An 18,563-nucleotide genomic window follows, 5' to 3' on the forward strand; every position below is an offset into this window, starting at 1 on the left:
GGTGCCGTTAATGGACGGTTGTCCACAAGCTTGCCAACACAATCTGTGGAAAAGCCCTGCGTCGCGCGGCGTCAGGCCGGCTGCGTAAAGCGCACCGTGACGGTCAGCCCGCGTCCGCCGTGCGTAGTGCCGAGCGCGACGGTCGCGCGATGCTGTTCGGCGATCCGCTTGACGATCGACAGCCCGAGCCCGCTGCCCGACGACGTGACCGCCTGCGCGCCTTCACCGCGATAGAAGCGCTCCCACACGTCGGTGCGTTCGGCTTCCGGGATTCCGGGGCCGTCGTCGGCGACTTCGAGCACGGGCGTCTCGCCGTCGATGCGCGCCGACACGTCGACGCGCGCGCCTTCGCCCGCATAGCGGATCGCGTTGTCGACGAGGTTGTTCAGCAGCACGCGCAATGTGTCGGTGTTGCCCGATGCCATCACGGGGGCGTCGACGATCGCGCCGAGATCGATGCGGTGCGCATCGGCGACGCGCGCGCGGTCCGACACCACCGAGCGGCACAGCGCGGCGAGATCGACCGGCGCCAATGCGGCGGCGGCCGCCTGCGCATCGGGTTCGAGGCGCGCGAGCGTCAGCAACTGTTCGGCGAGGTGGCCGAGGCGCGTCGTGCCCGCATGGATTTGCGCGAGGATATGCTCGCGTTCCTCGGCCGTCGCTGCACGCCGCAGCAGTTCCGACTGGATCGACAACCCCATGATCGGCGTGCGCAGTTCGTGCGCGGCATCGGCGATGAAGTGCCGCTGCAGCGTGAACGAGCGGTCGAGGCGTGCGAGCAGATCGTTGATTGCTTCGGCAAGCGGGCGAACCTCGTTCGGCATCGATGCGACGTCGACCGGCTCGAGGTTGTTCGCATTCCTGCGTTTCAGGCCGGCCGCGATCGCGCGCAATGGCCGCAGCCCCGCGCCGATGCCGAACCACAGGCCGAGCGCGAGCAGCGGCAGCATCGAGAACACCGGCCACAGCAGGTGGACGGCGATGCCCGCGATCGCTTCCCATCGTGCGTGGCGTGCCTGCGCGAGCCGGATCGTCGTGCCGCCTCGCTCGGTCACATAGGTGCGCCAGGGCTGCCCATCGACGTCGATGCTCGCGATGCCTTTCTGCTCGGGCGGCGGCAGCTCCGAATCGCGGTCGGTCGAATACACCAGCGTGCCGTTGCGCCACACCTGCAGCAGCACCGCATCGGGGTCGCTCGCTTCGAAGCCGTGCTTGCCCTTGGCGTGGTTGCTGAACGACAGCTCGCCGTTCGGGCCGACGACGATCTGTTTCGACATGCTGCGCATCTGGTCGTCGAGCAGGTCGTCGAGTTCGCGCAGCGCGCCCCAGTAGGTGCCGGCGCTCGCGACCAGGCCGATCACGCACGCGGCCGGCAGCAGCCACGTCAGCAGGCGCCGCCGCAGCGACGCGTTGCGCCAGCGCGCGACCGCGCGTTGCATCCGCGTCACGTGCCGTCACCGATCCGGTAGCCGACGCCGCGCACCGTGCGGATCATGTCGTGGCCGAGTTTCTTGCGCAGGTTGTGGATATGCACCTGCACCGCGTTGCTCTCGATTTCCTCGCCCCAGCTGTACAGCCGTTCCTCGAACTGTTCGCGCGAAATCACCGCGCCCGGTTCGCGCATCAGCTCGTGCAGCAGCACGAATTCCTTCGGCGACAGCGGCACTTCGTCGTCGTCGAGCCAGACGAGGTGCTTGACGGGGTCGAGCCGCAGCGGGCCGATCGCGAGCGTCGTCTGCGCGCGGCCCGCATGGCGGCGGCTGACCGCGCGGATACGGGCGAGCAACTCGTCGAGCTCGAACGGCTTGACGAGATAGTCGTCCGCGCCGCTGTCGAGGCCCGCGATGCGGTCGGGCACGCCGTCGCGCGCGGTGATGATGATCGCGGGGAGGGTTTCGTCGCGGCGGCGCAGCGCGGCGAGCACCGACAAACCGTCGCGGTTCGGCAGCCCGAGATCGAGCAGCAGCAGCCCGTAGCTGGTCGCACGCAGCGCGAGCGACGCGGCGTCGCCGTCCTTCACCCAGTCGACCGCGAAGCCTTCCTGTTTGAGGCCCTGTTCGAGCCCGCTGCCGATCAGCGGATCGTCCTCGACGAGCAGTACGCGCATGGATTGGTGTCTCTCCAACGGGGGCGCGGCAGCGCCCGAGGTTCTCATGATAAGCGCACGCGTCTTAGGCGGAGCTTAAATGCGGGCGGCGTGCGGCGGGCTTTCGTACTCGTCCTATGCGGCAGCGTGTCACTTGGGCGCGACCTTCAGGTTTGCTTAATCTTACGGTCCGTAATCTGGCGCCGTCGCGTTCAACGGAGCGCGGCGCCACATCGAAGAAGAGGACCGAGATCATGAAACACCTGGCCAGAATCCTGGCGGTCGCGCTCGTCGCGTTGCCTGCTGCCGTCCATGCGCAATACACGGGGCCGTCCGCGCTGACCACGACGACCGTGAAGGAACTGCTCGCCAACGGCAAGGACGACCAGCACGTGCAGTTGCAGGGGCGCATCGTCAAGCACGTCGGCGGCGAGGATTACGAGTTCGCCGACGCCACCGGCACGATCCACGTCGAGATCGACCGCAAGCTGTGGGCGGCGGGCCAGCCCGTCAGCGACAAGAACGAAGTGAAGCTGACCGGCGAATTCGAGCGCAAATGGTCGGGCCGCGTGAAGGTCGACGCCGATCACGTCGAAGTGCTGCGCTGACCGGTGGGCGCGGGGCCGGTGATACCATGGACGACCGGTTCCCGTTCCCACCAAGATGGCCGCCAATTTCGACGAACTCGCGTCCCGGATCCGGGCGCAATTTTCCGAGCTGAGCCCGCAATTCCAGGCGGGCGCCGCCTTCCTGCTCGATCATCCCGACGAAGTCGCCACGTCGTCGATGCGCAAGGTCGCGCAGCGCGCGCAGGTGCAGCCTGCGTCGCTCGTGCGGCTCGCGCAGCAATTCGGCTTTCCCGGCTGGAACGAGCTGCGCGACCTGTGCGTCGCGCGCGTGCGCACGCGTCCCGAGCCGCTCACCCAGCGTGCGCGCTCGCTCGTGCGGCCCGACGCGAAGGCGTCGCTCGCGCACGATCTGCTCGCCGCGCAGCAGCACAACCTGTCGGCGACCGCCGCCCAGAACGAGCACACGCTCGCGGATGCGGCGAAGCTGATCCGCAAGGCGTCGCACGTGCACGTGGCGGGGTTTCGTTCGTGCTATCCGGTTGCGTTCGGTTTCGTCTACGGCTATCGGCTGTTCCGGCCGACCGTGTCGCTGCTCAACGGCGTCGCCGGCTCGCTCGAAATGGAGCTGCGGACGATCGCGAAGCAGAGCGTGACCGTCATCGTCAGCTTCGCACCGTATTCGGCCGAAGCGACGCGTGTCGCGCAGGCCGCGAAGGCGCAGGGCAGCCGGATCGTCGCGATCACCGACAGCGCCGTGTCGCCGATCGCGCTGCACGCGGACGCGCAACTGATCTTCACGCACGACAGCCCGTCGTTCTTTCCGTCGCTGGTGGCCGCGCACGCGATGGCCGAGGCGCTCGTCGCGCAGTTGCTGGCGCTCGAAGGCAGCGATGCGATCGCGGCGCTCGAACGGACCGAAGCGGAACTGCACGCGAAGGGCGCGTACGTCGTTTGACGCGCGCGGCGGTATGGATGGTTTCAGCCAACTCTCATTCACGACCCGACGTAACCGATGACGTTGACCTACGCAGTGACCGACGCGGCCGACGCGGACGTGCGCAAGCAGATCGTCGCGCCGCTGATCCGCTTCAACGAAAGCCACGCCGGCCCGGTCGATTTCCGGCCGCTGGCCGTGATCGCGACCGACGCGGCCGGCGCGGTGGTCGGCGGCCTGTGGGGCGGCACGGCGTTCGGTTGGCTGCATGTCGACCTGCTCGTCGTGCCCGAGGCCGCGCGCGGCCAGGGCGCCGGCACGCGCATCATGGATCTGGCCGAACGAGAGGCCATCGCGCGCGGCTGCCACAGCGCGTGGCTCGATACGTTCGACTTTCAGGCGCGGCCTTTCTACGAGAAGCGCGGCTATGTGCGCTTTGGCGAGCTGCCCGATTACCCGGTCGGGCACACGCGCATCTTCCTGACGAAGCAACTCGCGGGCTGAACGGCGCGGCCCGGCCCGGTTGACGATGCGGTCAGCCGTCGCCTACGATACCGGGCAGCGATGCAGGTCGCTTCCGGGTCCGCGGAAAGGGTTCAACCCACCTGTCGCAGTCAATCCAGTCTTCCCCATCCTTCGTGCTGGCGGTGTTGCGGACCTTCGGCCATCCATGCACGAGGATCCGCATGAAAAAGCTGCCTCCCGACGCTCATCCCGATCATCTGAAAAAGCAGGCCAAGACATTGTTGCGCCTGTACCGGCAGGGCGACGCCGATGCCGTCGCGCGCTTCGTCGCATCCCTGCCCGCCGCCGCGAATCGCACGCACGACGAAACGCTCGCGCTCGGGCTGCGCCTGCACGACGCGCAGTCCTGCATCGCACGCGAGTACGGCTTTGCTTCGTGGGCCGATCTCGGCGTGTTCGTCGAAACGCACGCACTCACGCGGCAACCGCGATCGCTGCTGATCCGGCGCTGGCTCGATCTCGCGTACGGCGCCGACGTGACCGGCGGTTTCGACGCGGCCCGGCCGCGCGTCGCCGCGCAATTGCTGCTCGATCGTCCCGATCTCGTGTCGGCGGACCCGACCATCGCATGCGCGGCGGGCGATCTCGACGCGGTGAAGGCGGCGCTGGCCGCCGATCCCGGCTGGATCGCGCGCGCCGGCGGGGCGCTGAAGCTGCCGCCGCTCGTCGCCGTCACGCATTCGCGGCTCGCGCAGCTTCCCGAATTCGCGGCCGGGTTGCGTGCGTGCGCGCGTCATCTGCTCGAGGCGGGCGCCGATCCGAACCAGCGGATCGGGAACCGGTATCCGCCGGCCTCGCTTGCCGAGCCCGACGAGTCGGAATCGTTGTCGGCGCTGTATGGCGCCGCCGGCGTCAATCGCGATCCGGCGCTCACCGCGATGCTGCTGGAAGCCGGCGCCGATCCGAACGACGGCGAATCGCTGTATCACTCGGTGGAGAACCCGGCGTGCACGCGTCTGCTGCTCGAGCACGGCGCACGGGTGGGCGGCACGAATGCGTTGCGGCGCGCCCTCGACGTGCCGGACGCGGCCGCGCTCGAGCTGTTGCTCGCGCATGGCGGCGACCCGAACGAGCCGGCCGGCGAGGGGCCGACGAGGATGTGGGGCGCGCCGTTGTTGCGCGCGATCGCCGTGCGTTGCCCGGCACGCCACGTCGCCGCGCTGCTGGCGGCCGGCACCGATCCCCGCGCGCGGACCGCCGCGGGTGTCAGCGCGTACCGGCTCGCGATGCAGACGGGGTTGTCCGAAGTCGCGGCGCTATTGCGCGCGGCCGGCGCGGAGGAGGCGCTCGATGCGCAAGACGCGTTCATGGCGGCCTGCGCGCGCGCCGATGCCGACGACGCGCGGCGCATTCAGGCGGAACACCCCGAACTGCCCGGTGCGCTGTCCGACGATCGGCTGCGGTTGCTACCGGACGCCGCTGCATGGGGTTCGCGCGACGCGGTGAAGGTGATGGTCGAGCTGGACTGGCCGATCGCCGCGCGCGGCGGCGACTGGGACGCGAGCGCGCTGAATCACGCGGTGTTCCGCGGCGATGCCGAACTGCTGGCGTTCCTGCTTGCACACGGCGCGAGCTGGCGCGACCTGCACGGGTTCGGCAGCGATGCGCTCGGTACGTTGTCGTGGGCATCCGTCAACGAGCCGGAGGGCGTCGGCGATCCCGACTGGGACGCGTGCGCGCGCGTGCTGCTCGCGCACGGCGTGCCGCCAGCGGTGCGCGATCCGTCGAATCCGGACGGCGTGCTGATCGACGGCCGCGCGATGCGGTTCTCCGACGCCGTCACCGACGTGTTGCTCGGCATCGACGACGGGCGGCCCGCATCGACGTGACGCGACGCGGGCCGTTGAACGTGGCGACCCGCATCCGGCCGGCCCGGGTGTTTCCGTTGCGCGACGACATTTCGGCAAACGCTGAAACGTCGCGTGCACGACCGGCGTAAGCTCACCGTCAACACCTTCCCGGAGTTCGTCATGACCCGTTCCGACCAGCAAGTCCGCCACGCCGAAGCTTTCCGTGCACTGCACACGCGCCCCGGCGCGTTCATCATCCCGAACCCGTGGGACGCCGGCACCGCGCGCCTGCTCGCGATGGCCGGCTTCGAAGCGCTCGCCACGACGAGCGCCGGGTACGCGTTTTCGAAAGGGCAGCCCGACAACGCGATCGACCGCGACGCGATGCTCGATCACATCGCCGAGCTCGTCGCCGCGGGCGGCCTGCCCGTCAGCGCCGATCTCGAGAACGGCTTCGGCGACGCGCCCGACACGGTGGCCGAAACGATCCGGCTGGCGGCCGAGGCGGGCGCGGTCGGCGGCTCGATCGAGGATGCGACCGGCCGCGCCGATACACCGATCTATGCGCGCGACGCGTCGGTCGAACGCATCGCGGCGGCCGTCGACGCGGCGCGCGCGCTGCCGTTTCCGTTCACGCTGACCGCGCGCTGCGAGAACTACCTGCACGGCCGCCGCGACCTCGACGACACGATCGCGCGGCTCGTCGCGTATCGCGACGCCGGCGCCGACGTGCTGTATGCGCCCGGCATCACCGACGCCGACGAGATCGCGGCCGTGACCCGGGCGGTCGGCGCGCCCGTCAATGTCGTCATGGGGCTGCAGGGCGGGTTGCTGAGCCTCGACGAACTGGCGGCGCTCGGCGTGAAGCGCGTCAGCGTCGGCGGCGCGCTGGCGCGGGCCGCGCTCGGCGCGTTCCTGCACGCGGCGACGGAAATGCGGCGCGACGGCACGTTCACCTTTACGCGGGCAGCCGTGCCGGGGCGCGATATCAACCGCTGGTTCGCGGCGCCGGATAATTCGCCGATTTTGTTCGGCGAATGAGCCCCAATAAAATCCGGAATCGTTTCCACTTAAGCATTGATTGACAATAATCAATCGGTTTCGCGCCTGCATTAATCGTCGGCGCTGACGCGAAAATCGTCGCTTATTCTCCGCATTCCGCCCGATCGGCTGCCGCCGGCGCGCAAACCGCACCGGATCTGAGGCTTGGCGGGCTGTCATACGCGACGATGTCGTGCATTGTTGCAGGTTCTCGTTCAGAACGTTTCAGTGCGCGGCAGTTGCCGGATGATTTTTTGATTGATAATCTGCGTCACGTTCGAATGACCGGCGAGTGGGCTGCCGGGAATATCAATATATTCAATATATTAAAAGCTGAGAGAGCGATGACGATCCGAGAAAATCATCGAGTGAGGTTTCGCGTGGGCGATGTCGTGACGCTGAAAACGGGCGGGCCGCGCATGACCGTCACGTATGCCGGGCCGGTCGTGTTCGACGACGGCGATTGGCTGATCTGCCAGTGGTTCGACGAAAACGGCGAGTTCCGGCAGGAAATGTTTCATCACGACACGGTGGCGCCCGAGCCGCGTGCGATTTCGGCCGGGCGGGTCCGACTGCGCATGCAGTCGCACCGCTACCGGTCGGCGGCCTGACGCCGGCCGCCGCGATGCCGCGACGCGCGGCGTCCGTGCAACGACACTTTACGCTATTCCGAAACATGCGGCGGCGCGCTGCGCCGATACTGAACGCATGAACCCGACCGATCCCATTGCCGCGGTCACGCACCGCGATCCCTATCCCTATTACGCCGCGCTCGTCGACGGGCCGCCGCTTGCGTTCGACGCCACGCTCGGCCTGTGGGTCGCGAGCCGCGCGGCGACCGTGACGGCCGTGCTCGGCCATCCGGCCTGCCGCGTACGCCCGCTCGACGCGCCGGTGCCGCCCGCGTTGCGCGGTACGACGGCCGGTGCGCTGTTCGGCGAGCTGGTGCGCATGAACGATGGCCCGTCGCGACACGACATGCCGAAGCAGGCGTTGCGCGCGGCGTTCGCGCCGATCGACACGGATGCGCTGCGCGCTCGCGCCGACGCGCTTGCCGCGCGGCGGTTGCCGACGCCCGGCGATGCCGATGCGCTGAATGCGTGGTGCATGACGGTGCCGGTGTGCGCGGTTGCCGATCTGCTCGGCTTCGACGAAGCGCAACTCGACGACATTGCCGAGCGGGTCGTCGAGTTCGTCGCCGCGCTGTCGCCGCTGTCGGATGCCGCGGCGCTGGCGCGCGCGAGCGACGCGGCGCGGCAACTGCTCGACCGGATGACGGAACGGGTTGCGCAGTCGCATGCGCGCGACGGCACGCTGGTCGCCGCGGTGCAGCAGGCGGCCCGCGCGTCCGGCTGGCACGCGAGCGGCGCACTGGTCGCGAATCTCGTCGGGTTGCTGTCGCAGACGTGCGAGGCGACGGCCGCCTGGCTCGGCAATGCGCTCGTGGCATGGGACGGCGAAGCCGGCGTGGCGCCGGACGCGTTCGCGCTCGACGCATTCGTTGCCGAAGCCGCGCGTTTCGATGCGCCGGTGCAGAACACGCGCCGGTTCGTCGCGGCGCGCACGTCGATCGAAGGCGTGAGCGTCGAAGCCGGCGACGCGATCCTCGTCGTGCTCGCGGCGGCGAACCGCGATCCGGCCGTGCATCGCGAGCCGCATCGGCTGATGCCCGGCCGCGCGGCGGGGCCGAATTTCGGCTTCGGCACGGGGCCGCATGGGTGTCCGGGCGAGCGGATCGCACGGGCGGTGACGGCGGGGGCGTTCGCGGCGCGGTTGCGCGCAGGCGGCTGGCCGCCGCGCGACGTACTGAAGTGGGATTACCGCGCGTCGACCAACGTCAGGATGCCGAAGTTCGACGCGACGCGGTGAAGCGGAAAGAGGGACTTAACGGCAGCCTTGTTTTTCCGCCCATTGCTCCTGGGCGGCGACGCGGCGCTGCACGCGTTCGACGAGGCCGGTCGAGAAGGTGCGCATGCTGACGCCGCGGCGCTTCGCGAGGATCGTCTGCGCGACGTCGGTGCGCGGATTCGGCTGGCACGCCCAGTACAGCGTCATCAGCCAGCCGATGCCCGTCCACGCGAACAGCGCGTTGAACATCGCGATCGTGAGCTTGTCGTGCCGGCCGCGCCGGTCGGCAATGACGGCCGGCAGGAAATAGAGCGCGATCGCCGCGACTGAACCGGCCAGTTGAATCAGGACTTCATCATGCATGGTGCTGCTCCGTCCGAACTGCAATGAGGCTGATTGTCGCGCTTTTTCCGTTCGTGTGCAGGCAATTGATTGTTGCGCTTTTGGTGACGATCAGCCGGCTTCGGCGTCCGCCGGCTGCACGTCGTTGCTCAGCGCGAAACCTTCGTCGAGCCAGCCCGTCACGCCGCCGATCATCAGCTTGACCGGCCGGTCGAGGCGCGCGAGCCGGATCGCCGCGCGCGCGGCGCCGTTGCAGTGCGGCCCCGCGCAGTAGACGACGAACAGCGTGCCGGCCGGATAACCGGCGAGCTTGCTTTCGATGATCTTGCGGTGCGGCAGGTTGCGCGCGCCGGGCACGTGGCCGGCGGCGAACGGGGCGGCGCCGCGCACGTCGAGCAGCACGAAATCGGGCGTGCCGGACGCGAGTGCGTCGTGCACGTCCCAGCAATCGGTCTCGAAGCGCAGCGATGCCTCGAAATGCGCGAGCGCGGCGGGGCAGTCGGCGGCGGGGACGTCGGTGACATGGGACATGGTCGGGCTCTCCTGGTTGAGCGGGTACGGAACCGAGCGGGCACGGAACGCGCCGCAATGAAGGGCAGTATCGCGGTTCGGCTCGTTTCGCGGCAGTGGCGCGATCGACAAGTTCCGGTAACATCGCGCCATGCACAATCATCTCGTCGTCGCGCTCGCCTACGATCGTCTCTGCACGTTCGAATTCGGCTGCGTGGTCGAACTGTTCGCGCTCGAGCGCCCCGAACTCGGCGTCGACTGGTATCGCTTCGCGGTATGCGCGAGCGAGCCGGGGCCCGTGCGCGCGGCGGGCGGCATCACCGTTGCGGCGCCGTACCGGCTCGCGACGCTCGATCGCGCGGACACCATCGTGATTCCCGGCTGGCGCGATCCGGACGAACTGCCGCCCGAGCCGTTGCTGAAGAAGCTGCGGGCCGCGCATCGGCGCGGTGCGCGGCTCTGCTCGATCTGTTCGGGCGTGTTCGTGCTGGCGGCAGCCGGCGTGCTCGATGGCCTTACCGTGACGACCCACTGGCGGTATGCGGAACGCCTGCAGGCGCGTTATCCGGCGCTGCGCGTGAATCCCGATGCGCTGTACGTCGACGAAGGGCAGATCGTCACGTCGGCCGGCTCGGCGGCGGGGCTCGACATGCTGCTGCACCTGGTGCGCCGCGATCACGGCGGCGCGATCGCGAACCGCGTCGCGCAGCGCCTCGTGCTGCCGCCGCATCGCGACGGCGGGCAGGCGCAGTTCGTGCCGCGTCCGGTCGCACCGGGCGGCACCGACCGGCTCGCGAAGCTGATCGACTGGATGCGCGCGCATGCGGCCGAGCCGCACACGCTCGCGTCGCTCGCCGCGCAGGCCGCGATGAGTACGCGTACGCTGCAGCGTCAGTTCGCGGATGCGACCGGGATGTCGCCGCTCGCATGGCTGATCCGCGAACGCGTGAACGTCGCGAAGGACATGCTCGAAGCGCAGCCCGCGTTGCCGCTCGCGCAAGTCGCGGCGCGCGCCGGGTTCGGTTCCGAGGAATCGCTGCGCCGGCATTTCCGGCGCGTCGCGGCGACGAGCCCGGCCGCGTACCGGCGCGGGATGGATCGCGGCGGCACGTAGCAGGCGCCGGGCGGCATCGCTCGGGCGCGACGAAGAAAAGAACCACTGGTGTGGCGACGGCCACTCATTCCGAACAAGGATGCCGATGACGATGCTGCCTTCCCGTTTGCCGTTGATCCAGGCCCCGATGGTGGGCTCGCTGAGTCCGCTCGCGATCGCCGTGTGCGAAGCCGGCGGGCTCGGTTCGCTCGCGTGCGCGGCGCTCGGCCCGCAGCAGTTGCGCGACGAGATCGCGGCGATCCGTGCGCGCACGGCCGCGCCGTTCAACGTGAACTTCTTCTGCCATGCGTCGCCCGCGCCCGATGCCGAGGTCGACACGCGCTGGCGCGCGGCGCTCGCCGGCTACTACGCGGAAGCCGGGCTCGACCCGGCCGACGTGAAAGGCGGCCCCGGCCGCGCGCCGTTCGACGATGCGATGTGCGCGGTCGTCGAGGAACTGCGGCCGGCCGTTGTGAGCTTCCATTTCGGACTGCCGGACGACGCGCTGCTCGACCGCGTGCGTCGCACGGGCGCGCAGGTGGTGTCGTCCGCGACGACCGTCGAGGAGGCGCGCTGGCTCGATGCGCGCGGCGTCGACGCGATCGTCGCGCAGGGCGCGGAGGCCGGCGGCCATCGCGGAGTGTTCCTGACCGACGATATCCACGCGCAACCGGGCCTGTTCGCGTTGCTGCCGCAGATCGTCGATGCAGTACGCGCGCCGGTGATCGCAGCCGGTGCGATCGCCGACGGGCGCGGCATCGCGGCCGCGTTCGCGCTCGGCGCCCGCGCGGTGCAGATCGGCACCGGCTACCTGCTGACGCCGCAGGCCGGCCGCTCGGCGCAACATCGCGCGGCCGTGCGCGCCGCCCGAGACGACGGCACACGCATCACGAACCTGTACACGGGCCGCCCCGCACGCGGGCTGCTGACGCGCTTCATGCGCGAACAGGGGCCGATGAGTGCGCTCGCGCCGGCGTTTCCGCTCGCGACGGCCGCGGTCGATCCGCTGCGCGGCGCGTTCGAGCGGCAGGGCCGCGACGATTTCTCGCTGCTGTGGTCGGGCGAGGCCGCGGCGCTCGCGCGCGAAGAGGATGCCGGTGAATTGACGCAGCGCCTGTGGCGCGACGCACTCGCGTGCGCGGCCGGGCTGCGCGACGCGTTTCCGACGGCTGGCTGAACGGCCAGGAGGGGCGCCGGCGGGGGAGCATCGGCGTATGATCTGGATTTTCGTCAGCCCGATCCAGGCACCCCCACCATGACTTCCGTCGACACTACCCCCGTCCTCGACCATGACAAGCTCGTTACCTTCATCGAGCGCAAGTGGAACGATGAAATCCTCCACGCACTGACCGACTACATCGCGATTCCCGCGAAGAGTCCCGCATTCGACCCCGACTGGGCGAAGCGCGGATATCTCGAACGCGTCGTCACCGACGCCGCGCAGTGGGCCGAACGCCAGCCGGTGAAGGGCCTGAAGCTCGAAATCGTGCGTCTGCCGGGCCGCACGCCGGTGATCTTCTTCGAGTCGCCGGCCACGCGTTCGGGCAGCACCGACACGATCCTGCTGTACGGCCACCTCGACAAGCAGCCCGAATTCGACGGCTGGCGCGCGGATCTCGGCCCGTGGACGCCGAAATTCGAGAACGGCAAGCTGTACGGCCGCGGCGGCGCGGACGACGGCTATGCGATCTACGCGAGCCTCGCGGCGCTCGGCGCGCTCGACGAGCAGGGCATCGAGCGGCCGCGCTGCGTCGGCCTGATCGAGACCTGCGAAGAGTCGGGCAGCTACGACCTGCTGCCGTACGTCGACGCATTGCGCGACCGGCTCGGCCAGGTATCGCTCGTCGTGTGCCTCGATTCGGGCGCCGGCAACTACGACCAGATGTGGCTCACCACGTCGCTGCGCGGCCTCGTGTCCGGCGACCTGCAGGTCGAGGTGCTGGAAGAAGGCATCCACTCGGGCGTGTACGGCGGCATCGCGCCGTCGAGCTTCCGCGTGATGCGCCAGTTGTTCGAACGCCTCGAAGACGCGAAGAACGGCAACCTGCTGCCGGGCGCGTTCCATTGCGAGATTCCGTCGAGCCGCGTGCGCGAAGCCGAAGCGGCCGCCGCGATTCTCGGCGACACGGTGTGGAAGGGGCTGCCCTGGGCGTGCGGCCAGGACGGCAAGCCCGTGCTGCCGACCACGACCGATCCGCGCGAGGCGCTGCTGAATTCGACGTGGCGTCCGTCGCTGTCGGTGACGGGCGCGGCCGGCATGCCGGCGCTCGCCGATGCGGGCAACGTGCTGCGTCCGCGCACCGCGTTCAAGCTGTCGCTGCGGCTGCCGCCGCTCGTCGACGCCGCGCAGGCCGTGCAGCAGTTGAAGGAACTGCTCGAACTCGATCCGCCGTACAACGCGAAGGTCACGTTCAAGCCGGACGCGGGCGCGGCGACGGGCTGGAGCGCGCCGGATCTCGCGCCGTGGCTCGCGTCGTCGCTCGACGCCGCGTCGCGCCGCCACTTCGGCGCCGACTGCGCGTACATGGGCCTCGGCGGCACGATCCCGCTGATGAACGTGCTGCAGGAAGGCTTCCCCGCCGCGCAATTCATGGTGTGCGGCGTGCTCGGGCCGAAGTCGAACGCGCACGGCCCGAACGAGTTCCTGCACGTGCCGTACGCGAAGAAGCTCACGGCGGCGGTGGCCGACGTGATCGCGACCGCGCGCTGAGCGTCGCAGCGTTCGACGAACCGATTGCCCGACCCGAACCGACTGGATGGAGTGTTGCCGATGACCGCACTGCCGACGCCCGATACCGAACCGCTGCGCATGCGCGCCGAACCGCTGCATGCATTCGTCGCGGCACTCTGGGAACGGGCCGGCAGCAATCCGCGCGAGGCGACGCTCGTCGCCGATCACCTGGTCGGCGCGAATCTCGCGGGCCACGATTCGCACGGGATCGGGATGATCCCGAATTACGTCGCGTCGTGGCGGGAAGGGCAGTTGCAGCTGAACGCGCACGCGTCGATCGTCCGCGACGGCGCCGCGGTGCTGACGATCGACGGCGGGCGCGGCTTCGGCCAGGTGATCGCGTTCGAGGCGATGGTCGAAGGGATCGAACGCGCACGGCGCATGGGCATCTGCGCGATCGGGCTGCGCGACGTCCATCACCTCGGCCGTATCGGGCACTGGGCCGAGCAGTGCGCGCGCTCGGGGCTCGTGTCGTTCCATTTCGTCAACGTGCCGGGCGATCTGCTGGTCGCACCGCTGCACGGCACCGATCCGCGTTTCGGCACGAACCCGTTCTGCGCCGCGTATCCGCGTGCGGGCAAGCCGCCGCTGCTGCTCGATTTCGCGACGAGCGCGATCGCGTACGGCAAGACGCGGGTCGCGTACAACCAGCGCAAGCGCGTGCCGGCCGGGTCGCTGATCGACCATCGCGGCGAGCCGACCGACGATCCGGCCGTGATGCACGAGCAGCCGTTCGGCGCGCTGCTGCCGTTCGGGCTGCACAAGGGATATGCGCTTGCGGCGATGTGCGAGATTTTCGGTGGCGCGCTCGTGGGCGGGCATACGACGTACGGCGATACGCTGCAGAAGACGAGCGCGATCGTCAACGGGATGCTGTCGGTGCTGATCGATCCGAAAGCGTTCGACGCGGCCGATGCCGAACGCGAAGCCGATGCGTTCGTCGCGTGGGCGAAGGCGTCGCCGCAGGCCGGCGATACGCCGGTGCAGATGCCGGGCGAACCTGAAGAGGCGAGCCGCGCCGCACGCGGCACGACCGGCATTCCGGTCGACCGCGCGACGTGGCGGCAGATTCGCGAGAGCGCGGCGGCCGTCGGTGTCGACGCGGCCGAGCTCGATGCATGGACGCAGCGCTGCGAGGTGCCCGCATGAGCTGGCAGTCGGAGAAGGCGCACGGCGAGGAAATCGCGTATCAGCTTGCGCCGCTCGGCACGGTCGCCGTTGTACGGTTCTTCAGCGGTGCGGCGTTGCGGCTCGACGGCGTGATGTTCGGCTTCATGTCGCGCGGGTCGCTGTTCCTGCGGGTGGACGACGTGAACCGCCCGGCGTTCGTCGCGGCGGGGATGGGGCCGTTCTCGTATGCGAGGCCCACGCGCACCGTCTCGCTCGAGGGCTATTACGAAACGCCGGCCGACGTGCTCGAGGATGCGGGCACGCTGTTCGACTGGTGCCGCGGCGCGTATCGCGCGGCGCTGCTGGCCGGGACCCCGAAGCGCAAGGCGAAGGCGGCGTCGGAGACTGTGTCCAGAGCGGGGGCGGCTGCACCGAAAGCGGCATCGAAGGTCGCGTCGAAACGTGCAGCGAAACCGGTGGCGAAGCCTGCGACGAAATCGGTAACGAAACCCGCGTCGGCACGGAAAACGAAGCCCGCGGCGAAAGCAGCAGCGAAACCGGCGTCGGCGCAGACAGCAAAACCGGCATCGAAATCGTCGCCCGCGCCGGCACCGAAACCCGCGGCGAAGCGCAAGCAGGCGTAGTCCCGATCACGAGAAGCGACCGCCTCGCGATTTTCGCTTTCCTTACTTTCAGGCGCGCCCGTCGCGGCCGACCAGCACGCTGCGCGGCCTATGTGCCCGCACGATCCGGCGCACGCATGCATCGAGCTTGACGCACCGCACGTCCTGCATGCTTCACAACGGCGGCCCCGGCGTTTATGATCGGCGCGGGTTGTGCCCATGCGTCGCGCGACCCGCGCCGGCCTCGCCGCCGGCCTCGAGAACGGCGCACCCGACGCCGCGCGGAACGCTTCCCCACTCATCATTCCAGACGGAGACAGCCGATGCTCGTCCTGATTCTCGGTTTAGCGATCTTCCTCGGTGTGCATTCGATCCGGATCGTCGCCGACGGCTGGCGGTCCGCGACGATCGAGCGGATCGGCGAGAAGGGCTGGAAGGGCGGTTACGCGATCGCGTCGATCGTCGGCTTCGCGCTGATCGTCTGGGGGTACGGGCTCGCGCGCGCGGGCGCGACGCTGCTGTGGGTGTCGCCGGTCGGCGTGCGTCACCTGACGGGCATGCTGACCGCGGTCGCGTTCGTGCTGATCGCCGCGTCGTACGTGCCGCGCAACCGGATCAAGACGCTCGTCGGGCATCCGATGCTGGCCGGCGTGATGGTCTGGGCGGTCGCGCACCTCCTCGTGAACGGCACCGTGCACGCGGTCGTGCTGTTCGGCGCGTTCTTCGTGTGGTCGATCGTCGATTTTGTCGTGTCGCGTGCGCGGGATCGCCGCGACGGTGTCCGCTATCCGGCCGGCGCACTGGCCGGCGACGTCGCGGCCGTGGCGGCCGGCCTCGTCGCGTGGGCTGTGTTCGCGCGATTCCTGCACGGCCCGCTGATCGGCGTGCGGCCGTTCGGCTGAACGTGCACGCCGGGCCGGACCGGCTGCCGCGGCAACGGCGTGCGTGCGTCAGATCGGCTTGACGAACAACCCGACGGACAGCAGCGCGCCGATGCAGACGATCGCGATGCGCAGCACGCGTTCGTTCACGCGATGCAGCGCCCATGCGCCGAGCAGGCCGCCGACGATGGCGCCGGCGCCGAGCGCGATCGCCTCACGCCAGTGCAGGTGTGGCGACGTGACGAACAGCACGACGGCCGATGCGTTCATCACGCCCGCGAGCGCATTCTTCGTCGACATCGCGTGACGCGGCGGCAGGCCGGCCATCGTCAGCGCGGCCATCATCAGGAACCCGATGCCGCCGCCGAAGTAGCCGCCGTAGATCGCGATCAGGAACTGCGCGACCCCGGCCGCGACGGGGCCGAGATGTTGCGCGCCGGCGCCCGGTTTGCGAAAGAAACTGCCCCACGCGAACACGACCGTCGCGAACAGCACGAGCCACGGCACCAGGTGCGAGAAGATCGACGACGGCGTTTTCAGCAGCAGCAGGCCGCCGAGCGCGCCGCCGGCCACGCTGATCGCGAACAGTGCGCGAAACGGCAGCTTGCCCACGCCGCTCACCATGTTCCGGCTCGCCCAGCCCGTCGTGACCTGGCCGGGGAACAGCGCGACCGTCGACGTGATGTTGGCTGCGAGCGGCGACATGCCCGACACGATCAGCGCGGGCAGCGTGACGAACGAACCGCCGCCCGCGAGGGCGTTCTGCAGGCCGGCCCAGAGGCCGGCGACGATGATGAGAGCGAGCATCGGTGCGCAACGGAAGAGGTGGCGGGGGGCCCGCTGCCGGAGAAGCGCGGGCGGGGTGGCCGCACGATGGTAATGCAGGATGGCGGCCGCCGGAAGCCGGCGCGGGGCGCGCGCGATGTCACGCGTCCGGTGGGGCGTCTTTCGCTCGCGCGGCGCTGCCGTGGTCGTCGTCGACATTTGGGTAGACGATCGTGCCGTCGGGCCGGACGACTGCGCCGGCCGTGAGTCGCGCGGGTTCCACGCGGTTGCGCCCCATGATGTGCAGTACCGTTTCGCCGCGCGCGATCAGGTAGTCGGACACGATGCGTCGATGACAGCGCCACCACACGGCTTCCGAACACATGATCGCGCAGCGCTGCTCGTGCCCCTGGGCGATCAGTCGGTCGAGGCCCGCGTGAAATTCGGGCGACAGCGCGTAATCCGCGTAGCGGTGAAAGCTGCGGTTCGTCCAGAAGTCGTTGACGTCGTCGGGTATGCCGCGCGACTTGCCGCGCAGGCCGCCGAGTTCGGCGATGTGTTCGTACGCGATGTCGGCGGCGGCGAGCGTATCGGGCAGCGTCGCTTCGTTGAACTGCGGGTTGGTGCGCGAACGCGTCATCTTGCGGATATCGGCGAGCAGCGTGATCTCGACCGCATCGAGCAGGCCGACGAATTCGTCGAGCGTGCGGTTCGAATGGCCGATCGTGTAGAACGGGAGCGTCATGCGCGGTCCTTGCCGGCGATCCGTTCGAGCACGCGGCCGCGATGCGCGGCGACATGGTCGGTCCGGTCGCTCTTGACCTCGTACTGCGGATCGTCGGGCGACGCGTGATGGCGATGGCCCTTGTAGTCGAAGTCGGCGGTGTGGATCGCGATGATCGTGCCGGTCACGTAGCCGGCCTCGGAATTCCAGCGGACGTGGTCGCCCAGCTTGAATGGGGTGGTCATGCAGCGGGTCCTCCTGGCGCGGTTGCCGTGTGCGTCGATCCTGGCGGTGTGTGTCGTCATGCCGGGACGAACGGCGTGCCCATTATCGGCCACGACCGTTCGCGGAGAAAGACATAGACGGCCGCGCGGCGCTGCGTTGCCTGCACGACGAGACCGACGAACCAATGTCGCGCGATTTTCTCTCTGGCCGAAATTTTTACAAGGATAAAGACTCGGGCAGCGCGGATCGGACCAAACGTCACCGGACAAGTGAAATATCGATCGAATCGCAAAAAGGGGCAGGCCACACAATCCGACGGGTTTATCTCATATCGCGGGAAGACCTGCGCGAATCGGCCGATCGAATGGGTTTCATAAACGTATGCGAGCCAGCGCGGAATATCGGTGTGAAAGTCAATAGAAGCGTCTAAATGTTCTGACATTCGATCGCGATGCGCGGGAGTGTGCGGTGCTTTGCGCGGAAGCCGTGCCGGCCGGGCATGCAGCGCCTGGTGGCGCCCGCACTGGCTTTGCCGTTGCGGGCCCTGCTTCACCGGCCGGCTTGCGTGCGCGATGCGCGGATCGACGCAATCGAAATCGGTTTTATTTTATTGTTCATTCGCGCGCATCGTTTCATTTAAACCCGATACGCATCGCGTCCGGTTGCGATTTATTGCAGCGCGGTGCACAATCGTTCACAAGTGCAATAAATCCGCAGCGGATTTTCTCAGTGGCACGAATACTCCCCGCCATTCGCTGCCCGCCAT

At 69.0% G+C, this 18,563-nt stretch carries 21 protein-coding genes; 13 read left to right on the forward strand and 8 right to left on the reverse strand.

The window, feature by feature from the left end; all coding sequences use genetic code 11:
• Positions 1 to 71: 71 nt before the first annotated feature.
• Entirely contained in the window at positions 72 to 1,439 is a 1,368-nt protein-coding gene (locus KR541_RS23790) for an ATP-binding protein (protein WP_425542637.1), read from the reverse strand.
• A gap of 5 nt (positions 1,440 to 1,444) precedes the next feature.
• Positions 1,445 to 2,107, reverse strand: coding sequence for a response regulator (locus tag KR541_RS23795; protein ID WP_050018128.1), 663 nt, complete (start codon positions 2,105 to 2,107; stop codon positions 1,445 to 1,447).
• Positions 2,108 to 2,340: 233 nt separating this feature from the next.
• Here KR541_RS23795 and KR541_RS23800 point away from each other — a divergent pair, with 233 nt between their 5' ends.
• The 7 genes from KR541_RS23800 to KR541_RS23830 all read left to right on the forward strand — a co-directional run bounded on the left by KR541_RS23800 (position 2,341) and on the right by KR541_RS23830 (position 8,814).
• Positions 2,341 to 2,694, forward strand: coding sequence for a NirD/YgiW/YdeI family stress tolerance protein (locus KR541_RS23800; protein WP_050018129.1), 354 nt, complete (start codon positions 2,341 to 2,343; stop codon positions 2,692 to 2,694).
• A gap of 55 nt (positions 2,695 to 2,749) precedes the next feature.
• Entirely contained in the window at positions 2,750 to 3,610 is an 861-nt protein-coding gene (locus tag KR541_RS23805) for a MurR/RpiR family transcriptional regulator (RefSeq protein ID WP_050018130.1), read from the forward strand.
• Between the two features lie 57 nt (positions 3,611 to 3,667).
• Complete coding sequence (locus KR541_RS23810; RefSeq protein ID WP_050018131.1) at positions 3,668 to 4,093, forward strand: GNAT family N-acetyltransferase; 426 nt, start codon at positions 3,668 to 3,670, stop codon at positions 4,091 to 4,093.
• A 182-nt stretch (positions 4,094 to 4,275) separates the two neighbouring features.
• Positions 4,276 to 5,943, forward strand: coding sequence for an ankyrin repeat domain-containing protein (locus KR541_RS23815; protein ID WP_216089830.1), 1,668 nt, complete (start codon positions 4,276 to 4,278; stop codon positions 5,941 to 5,943).
• A 141-nt stretch (positions 5,944 to 6,084) separates the two neighbouring features.
• Positions 6,085 to 6,945, forward strand: coding sequence for an isocitrate lyase/PEP mutase family protein (locus KR541_RS23820; RefSeq protein ID WP_124638812.1), 861 nt, complete (start codon positions 6,085 to 6,087; stop codon positions 6,943 to 6,945).
• 344 nt (positions 6,946 to 7,289) lie between these two features.
• Positions 7,290 to 7,556, forward strand: a complete 267-nt coding sequence (locus tag KR541_RS23825) for a YodC family protein (RefSeq protein WP_050018134.1) — start codon at positions 7,290 to 7,292, stop codon at positions 7,554 to 7,556.
• A 97-nt stretch (positions 7,557 to 7,653) separates the two neighbouring features.
• Positions 7,654 to 8,814: a cytochrome P450 gene (locus KR541_RS23830; RefSeq protein WP_216089831.1), complete on the forward strand. Its 1,161-nt coding sequence runs from the start codon at positions 7,654 to 7,656 to the stop codon at positions 8,812 to 8,814.
• A 15-nt stretch (positions 8,815 to 8,829) separates the two neighbouring features.
• Here the strand turns inward: KR541_RS23830 and KR541_RS23835 are convergent, their stop codons facing one another.
• Positions 8,830 to 9,156 carry a superinfection immunity protein gene (locus KR541_RS23835; RefSeq protein WP_050018136.1) on the reverse strand — a complete coding sequence of 109 codons (327 nt, stop codon included), beginning with the start codon at positions 9,154 to 9,156 and terminating at the stop codon, positions 8,830 to 8,832.
• Positions 9,157 to 9,246: 90 nt separating this feature from the next.
• Positions 9,247 to 9,666 (reverse strand): rhodanese-like domain-containing protein, encoded by a 420-nt coding sequence (locus tag KR541_RS23840; RefSeq protein WP_216089832.1) that lies wholly within the window; start codon positions 9,664 to 9,666, stop codon positions 9,247 to 9,249.
• Positions 9,667 to 9,796: 130 nt separating this feature from the next.
• On the opposite strand from KR541_RS23840, the gene ftrA reads away from it, so the two are divergent.
• The 6 genes from ftrA (at position 9,797) to KR541_RS23870 (ending at position 16,104) form a co-directional block, all read left to right on the forward strand.
• On the forward strand, positions 9,797 to 10,759 hold the full coding sequence (gene ftrA, locus KR541_RS23845) for a transcriptional regulator FtrA (protein ID WP_006480801.1): 963 nt from the start codon (positions 9,797 to 9,799) through the stop codon (positions 10,757 to 10,759).
• 85 nt (positions 10,760 to 10,844) lie between these two features.
• Complete coding sequence (locus KR541_RS23850; RefSeq protein ID WP_216089833.1) at positions 10,845 to 11,915, forward strand: NAD(P)H-dependent flavin oxidoreductase; 1,071 nt, start codon at positions 10,845 to 10,847, stop codon at positions 11,913 to 11,915.
• Positions 11,916 to 11,993: 78 nt separating this feature from the next.
• The gene (locus KR541_RS23855; protein ID WP_006480804.1) at positions 11,994 to 13,448 is read left to right on the forward strand and encodes a M20 family metallopeptidase; all 1,455 of its coding nucleotides are present in this window, start codon (positions 11,994 to 11,996) and stop codon (positions 13,446 to 13,448) included.
• Between the two features lie 60 nt (positions 13,449 to 13,508).
• Positions 13,509 to 14,618: a malate/lactate/ureidoglycolate dehydrogenase gene (locus KR541_RS23860; RefSeq protein WP_050018140.1), complete on the forward strand. Its 1,110-nt coding sequence runs from the start codon at positions 13,509 to 13,511 to the stop codon at positions 14,616 to 14,618.
• Positions 14,615 to 15,223 carry a TfoX/Sxy family protein gene (locus tag KR541_RS23865; protein WP_216089834.1) on the forward strand — a complete coding sequence of 203 codons (609 nt, stop codon included), beginning with the start codon at positions 14,615 to 14,617 and terminating at the stop codon, positions 15,221 to 15,223. The genes KR541_RS23860 and KR541_RS23865 overlap by 4 nt, the downstream gene beginning before the upstream one ends.
• 302 nt (positions 15,224 to 15,525) lie before the next feature.
• A complete protein-coding gene (locus KR541_RS23870; protein WP_050018142.1) occupies positions 15,526 to 16,104 on the forward strand; it encodes an NnrU family protein in 579 nt (192 codons plus the stop codon).
• A 48-nt stretch (positions 16,105 to 16,152) separates the two neighbouring features.
• On the opposite strand, the gene KR541_RS23875 is transcribed toward KR541_RS23870, so the two are convergent.
• The 4 genes from KR541_RS23875 to KR541_RS23890 form a co-directional block, all read right to left on the reverse strand.
• Positions 16,153 to 16,890, reverse strand: coding sequence for a sulfite exporter TauE/SafE family protein (locus KR541_RS23875; RefSeq protein WP_216089835.1), 738 nt, complete (start codon positions 16,888 to 16,890; stop codon positions 16,153 to 16,155).
• A 118-nt stretch (positions 16,891 to 17,008) separates the two neighbouring features.
• Positions 17,009 to 17,593, reverse strand: coding sequence for a DUF488 domain-containing protein (locus KR541_RS23880; RefSeq protein WP_050018144.1), 585 nt, complete (start codon positions 17,591 to 17,593; stop codon positions 17,009 to 17,011).
• The gene (locus KR541_RS23885; protein ID WP_050018145.1) at positions 17,590 to 17,817 is read right to left on the reverse strand and encodes a hypervirulence associated TUDOR domain-containing protein; all 228 of its coding nucleotides are present in this window, start codon (positions 17,815 to 17,817) and stop codon (positions 17,590 to 17,592) included. Before KR541_RS23885 ends, KR541_RS23880 begins: the two co-directional genes overlap by 4 nt.
• A 56-nt stretch (positions 17,818 to 17,873) precedes the next feature.
• Positions 17,874 to 18,350: a hypothetical protein gene (locus tag KR541_RS23890; RefSeq protein ID WP_124653818.1), complete on the reverse strand. Its 477-nt coding sequence runs from the start codon at positions 18,348 to 18,350 to the stop codon at positions 17,874 to 17,876.
• Positions 18,351 to 18,563 lie beyond the last annotated feature (213 nt).

Source organism: Burkholderia sola, assembly GCF_905400185.1.
Classification (GTDB): Bacteria; Pseudomonadota; Gammaproteobacteria; order Burkholderiales; family Burkholderiaceae; genus Burkholderia; species Burkholderia sola.